Origin of the sequence: Halobacillus sp. BBL2006 (genome assembly GCF_000786645.1) — a bacterium.
Taxonomy (GTDB): Bacteria; Bacillota; Bacilli; order Bacillales; family Halobacillaceae; genus Halobacillus.
In genome coordinates, this window is the sequence record NZ_JRNX01000306.1 from 1 (window position 1) to 5,182 (window position 5,182).

Genomic DNA, 5,182 nt, shown 5'->3' on the forward strand with positions numbered 1-5,182 from the left:
AGTCTCACAGCTTCCCAACCAACCCATTCGATGTATGTGAGAAACGAACCCCTTTACCCAGAAGGATTGTCTTCTACTATCACAGTGCTATAAGCATAAAGTGCTCTAAATCATGTTCTCACTATCGGAATGCCTGCCTTGGAAATTTATATTCCTCCATTTTCCTTATGCGCCAAAGGTGTTTATTCCAGTAGTGGTTTCGAGACACTTATAAGGTAAAGGGGCGGAGGGAAACGGTGAGACTCCTGTGGGATTTGCGGGACAGGTGAGACCCCACAGAGCGAAGTAAGCTCGAGGAGGTTCAGCGCCCGCCCCACGGAAAGCGAACTTTTTCCCGCAGCCCCAAACTCACACGAATGTCTCGAAGCTGAGTCTTAAGGAATAGGGAGCTTTACTGAAATAAGATAAAGATCTCTCTGGTCATAGAAGTTGCTAATTTTATAGCGGAACGACAAACGATACGATTTATATGGGACAAATAAAAAAGAAGCGCTGAGATGCGCTCCTTTATCTTCTGATTTTTTGTAAGAGACGAAGAATTTCGATGTAGAGCCAGACAAGAGTGACAATCAACCCGAAAGCTCCATACCATTCCATATGTTTAGGTGCTCCGCGCTTAGCTCCTTCTTCAATGAAGTCGAAATCAAGCACAAGATTCAGGGCTGCAATAGCCACAATGAATAAGCTGATGCCTATCCCAATCGGTCCACTTGAGTGCAAATAAGGCACCTGCATACTAAAAAACATGTTCAATACGAAGTTAATTAAATAGACGACTAAGATGCCCAGAGTAGCTGAAACGACCATCAATCGAAAGTTTCTCGTCACTTTAATAATACGAGTGGCATAAAGAGCCAATAGAACCCCCATAACGGCTAATGTTAACGAAGCTGCTTGAATGACGATCCCTGGGTAGCTTGTTTCAAAAAAAGCTGAAATACCGCCGATGAAAAAGCCCTCCAGCGCAGCATAGATCGGAGCTGTAATAGGGGCAGCTTTCGGTATGAATGCGGTGATAAGGGCAAAGATTAAGCCTCCGACAGCTCCTATAATCATCATCATCGTTACGTTAGCGCCTATGGAATGCTGGTACCATGTATAAGAAGCTGTTCCTAGTAAAAAGAGGAATAACAAGCTTATTTTCGCAACTGTTCCTCCTAGAGTCATGGTAGCTCCTGAACTGCGGGATTGAAAAGTGTCTTTTTTTAGTACCGGATTCCCTGTTCTCATTTCATCACTCCCTTGTTCATAATTTATTGGATTCAATCGTTCGTTATGACCGTGGGCTCACACAAGGTGATGGATATCAAAGCTTTTGGCCCGATCTTTTTCTTCATCCCACTCCACATGAATTTCGAATGTTCCTTCTTTGAAAAAGTAAGGAAGCCGTTTGCGGAAAGATGACTGCATTAGAACTGGATCCACTTCATTTATGTCGACCCAATGAAGGGATCCCTCAGGTGGATTATTCAACAGTTCTCCAGAATAGTCACTCGTTATGTAGTTGAAAATCATATAATGATCCATTGTTTGAGGGTTGACGTACTCATTAATTCCTTTGAAGCGGAGATTCCATACCTCCAGCCCTGTCTCTTCTTTGACTTCTCTAATTGCCCCATCAACAATGGCCTCAGGAAAATCGACTTTCCCTCCTGGAGGGATAAAACCATCAAAGTGGTCCTTTTTACGGTCAATGAGCAAAATGGAATTTTTGTCTTGGATCATACAAACCGTCCATGCTTTAAAATTTATTTTGCTCATGTTCTATCCTCCTAGTGAGTGTACCATTTGTAAAGCTTTTTAGGGCGGCCAATTTTTTGATGACTGACTACTTGCTTTACTTTTCCTTCTTCAAGCAAGTGCATCAAATAACGATAGACCGTCGGGTAGGCAAGACCGATTCTTTTAGAAATGACGTCCACAGAAAATGGCTCGCGATTTTCCTTCAAAAAGTTAGCAATAGATTGAAGAGTCCCTTTACTAATTCCCTTAGCGGTGAATACATCCTCTTCTTCTTCCTGGACATTCTTCATATTTGCGATTTGTGCATGAAGCTTAATTCTTGAAATCAAATCAGGAGCTTTTACAGGTTTCAAAGCAAAATCGGTTGCTCCTTCCTCGAGGAACCGGTCAGCAATTTCCTGTCTCTCGTCTACTGTTAATACAAGAATAGGGATATACTCGTTTTGCTTCCGTATCTCCCGGACGGTTTGTAGACCGTCCATCTCAGGCATATGGTAATCTACAAGAATCACATCATAGTCACCTGACATGAACTTATCAATGCCTTCACGGCCATTTTCGGCCGTATCTGAATCCCACTGGGCATGCTTACAAAATTCGGTCAGCATATATCGAAGTGATTCGTCATTATCAATGATCAATATTTTCATCACGTACTCTCTCCTTCGGGATATGAATCCAGAACGTCGTGCCGAGTCCTTTTTTGCTCTCGATTGTTAACTCAGCTCCGTGTTCTTTCACCACATTTTTAACAAACGTCAATCCTACTCCAGGGTGGGACTTGGTACTGTACCCCGTATTCCATATCTTTTCGATATTTTCCTCACTAATCCCATGACCGTTATCCTTTACACCAATCAAAATTCCAGGATGATTCAATTGTGTACAAATAGTCACTTTAGCGTTCGACTGTCCTTCCACGGCATCGCTTGCATTATCGATCAAGTTTACAAGCGCACGTGTCATACGAATCTTGTTGATGTGAATTTCAATCGAGTCATCGGCTTGGAGGTCAAATTGGTAAATGGTATCCGATTCCGACAGTTTATTTGCCCTGACGTATTCTATAAACGTCTTTAAAGTACACCAATTTTTCTTTTCATGATATAGAATCTCCGATACCATATCGCTGGTGGACTGAATGGATGAAGAGATTTTGTTTGTATACCTCAGAATCTCTGGATCTTCTGTCTTCATTTGAATCAGGGAGTTCAATCCTTCCATTAAAGATAAAGGAGTTTTCAAGTCATGAACAAGGTGAAGTGCTTCACGACCGGAACGGGATTCTACCATATCCAGTCGGGCGATATCTAAATCTTGTCTCATCTGACGCTTTTGCTCGGCGACGGTTAAATAAATAGTAAGCACTAGGGCGTTAATGATCGATACCGCGCATAAAACAAGGCTGTAGAAAGATAACGCTCCATTGAAGCCGAGCTGTTCGGCAATCGTTTTGACTTCGGTAGAGATGGGGCCACCTCCAAAACCGAAAGCGGTAAGGAATGCCATGGTGTCAAGCCATTGGAAGCCGAATAGAAGCTGAGTAAGAATAAAAGCTTTAAATATAGGACGTAACTGGCCTTTTCCTAATAAATGTAAGATAGCTATTGATAATAATAAAAGCAAAGCCGGTCCGCCAAAATGGTAGTTTAATACACTATAACCGTTAATAATGAGATAAACCAGAGGAATAACGGTTAATGGTACGGCGAATTTGACCCAGTCCTTTCCTGTTCTTGAACTCAGTTCATCCCCTAGAAGCAAGGCGCCTATGTAATGAGGGAAGGCTCTAATCGTGTTTAGCAGTACAAGAGCGAATGCAGCTAGCATCAGCGTACTGCCGTCAGGATCTTTCCTCAGCTTTTCCAATAAGGAACCAAGACCTGAGAATTCAACAGTAAGCCAAAGAGGCATTGTAGCACCCATGACGATTAAAGAAATCTTTATCCAGAAGCCTTTCGATCGAATAATGTTTTGATTCATTAAAACTATCACCCTAACGACGATCAATCTTTCTTTTTATTCTAATACAGCTGTACTTATTTTTCGATTCTTTTTTACTTGAAAGTGCTAATAAGTCTAATGGAAGCGCAGGCAGCAAATGGGATGGAAATGGTGGTTCTAGATTGTATAATAGAAAAAGAGGACAAATTTTTGATCGAGGGTGCTGCGTATGATTTTAATCATCGATAATTATGATTCATTCACATATAATTTAGTTCAATATTTTAAGCAGCTGGATAGAAATGTAGCTGTCTATAGAAATGATGAAGTGACAGTAGAAGAAATAGAGAAAGAAGATCCCGATCTCCTCGTGTTATCACCTGGTCCTGGCCACCCTGACGAGACGGGGGTAAGTAAAGAGGTGTTAAAGACCTTTCACCATAGATTTCCTATCCTAGGGATTTGCCTGGGTCACCAATTGATCGTCGATTTCTTTGGAGGAACGGTTGCAAAAGGACAAAAGCCGATGCACGGAAAAGTAAGCTCCATAACCCATGATGGAGGGACCGTATTTGAAGGAATTCTGAGTCCTATGAATGTAACTCGTTATCATTCTCTTATCACCCCTTCCGAAAATATTCCTGCATCCCTTGAGGTTAGTGCTTACACCGACGACGGAGTAGTTATGGCGATTCGTCATAAAGACTACGCGGTGGAGGGGATACAGTTTCATCCAGAGTCTATCCTGACTGAGAATGGATTTGAAATTCTAGAAAATGCTTATCGGAAAGCTGTGGCATTTCGTAACAGAGAAAAAGGCGGGATGCTTGTATGAACCCATACCTTTTGTTTGAATTCAGTGATCAGGATGGGGCGCAAAACCAGAAAGTTTTTACTGAACCGAAGCAGGTCATTACTGCGAAGAAGATCGAAGAGGTTAATACAGCTTTTCATCTTGCCGAAAAAGCCCTTGGAGAAGGGTATTACGTGGCCGGGTATGTATCATATGAAGCAGCTCCAGCTTTTGATTCAGCCCTCCGTGTATCTTCGGAAGTAGAATGGCCGCTCATTTGGTTCGGTGTCTTTGAAGGTCCTAAGCCTTACGAAGAGCCTGGAAAATTCGGATCTTATGAAGTGTCCGATTGGAAAGCTGATGGTGATTTTCTCCACTATGATGAAGGTATCCGTAAAATTAAACAAGCGATTGAACAAGGGAATACTTACCAAGTCAATTACACAACAAGGCTTACCTCGACCTTCAGCGGGGAGGATTTTGCGTTTTACAGACAGTTAGCCGATAATCAAAAATCTTCTTACAGTGCGTATTTGAACATGGGAAACTATCGAATTTTATCCGCCTCACCTGAACTGTTTTTCCGAATTGACGGCAACACGATTACTACGAAGCCGATGAAAGGTACAGCTAAACGTGGAAGATGGACAGCAGAGGATGAAGCGCAAAAGCAGCACCTGTATTCATCAGAAAAAGAACGCT

6 protein-coding genes are annotated in these 5,182 nt (G+C 42.1%); 2 read left to right on the top strand and 4 right to left on the bottom strand.

Going from position 1 to position 5,182, the window contains the following annotated elements; genetic code table 11:
• Positions 1 to 507: 507 nt before the first annotated feature.
• From LD39_RS09810 to LD39_RS09825, 4 genes are read right to left on the bottom strand one after another with little or no spacing between them, the layout of a single operon-like run.
• Positions 508 to 1,230: a Bax inhibitor-1/YccA family protein gene (locus tag LD39_RS09810; RefSeq protein ID WP_035545679.1), complete on the bottom strand. Its 723-nt coding sequence runs from the start codon at positions 1,228 to 1,230 to the stop codon at positions 508 to 510.
• Between the two features lie 57 nt (positions 1,231 to 1,287).
• Positions 1,288 to 1,761 carry an 8-oxo-dGTP diphosphatase gene (locus tag LD39_RS09815; protein ID WP_035545682.1) on the bottom strand — a complete coding sequence of 158 codons (474 nt, stop codon included), beginning with the start codon at positions 1,759 to 1,761 and terminating at the stop codon, positions 1,288 to 1,290.
• Between the two features lie 11 nt (positions 1,762 to 1,772).
• Positions 1,773 to 2,393 carry a PleD family two-component system response regulator gene (locus LD39_RS09820; protein ID WP_035545684.1) on the bottom strand — a complete coding sequence of 207 codons (621 nt, stop codon included), beginning with the start codon at positions 2,391 to 2,393 and terminating at the stop codon, positions 1,773 to 1,775.
• Positions 2,374 to 3,726: a HAMP domain-containing sensor histidine kinase gene (locus tag LD39_RS09825; RefSeq protein WP_035545686.1), complete on the bottom strand. Its 1,353-nt coding sequence runs from the start codon at positions 3,724 to 3,726 to the stop codon at positions 2,374 to 2,376. Before LD39_RS09825 ends, LD39_RS09820 begins: the two co-directional genes overlap by 20 nt.
• A 190-nt stretch (positions 3,727 to 3,916) precedes the next feature.
• Between LD39_RS09825 and LD39_RS09830 the strand changes: the two genes are divergently transcribed.
• Both LD39_RS09830 and LD39_RS09835 read left to right on the top strand, forming a co-directional pair.
• Complete coding sequence (locus LD39_RS09830; protein ID WP_035545690.1) at positions 3,917 to 4,522, top strand: aminodeoxychorismate/anthranilate synthase component II; 606 nt, start codon at positions 3,917 to 3,919, stop codon at positions 4,520 to 4,522.
• Positions 4,519 to 5,182: chorismate-binding protein (locus LD39_RS09835; RefSeq protein ID WP_035545693.1), on the top strand; the 664-nt coding region annotated here is incomplete at its 3' end. The genes LD39_RS09830 and LD39_RS09835, both read left to right, overlap by 4 nt.

What these genes read in the sequence shown, in the direction of transcription:
- LD39_RS09810 (WP_035545679.1), bottom strand. Translation starts at nt 1,230, where the DNA reads ATGAGAACAGGGAATCCGGTACTAAAAAAAGACACTTTTCAATCCCGC.
- LD39_RS09815 (WP_035545682.1), bottom strand. Translation starts at nt 1,761, where the DNA reads ATGAGCAAAATAAATTTTAAAGCATGGACGGTTTGTATGATCCAAGAC.
- LD39_RS09820 (WP_035545684.1), bottom strand. Translation starts at nt 2,393, where the DNA reads ATGAAAATATTGATCATTGATAATGACGAATCACTTCGATATATGCTG.
- LD39_RS09825 (WP_035545686.1), bottom strand. Translation starts at nt 3,726, where the DNA reads ATGAATCAAAACATTATTCGATCGAAAGGCTTCTGGATAAAGATTTCT.
- LD39_RS09830 (WP_035545690.1), top strand. Translation starts at nt 3,917, where the DNA reads ATGATTTTAATCATCGATAATTATGATTCATTCACATATAATTTAGTT.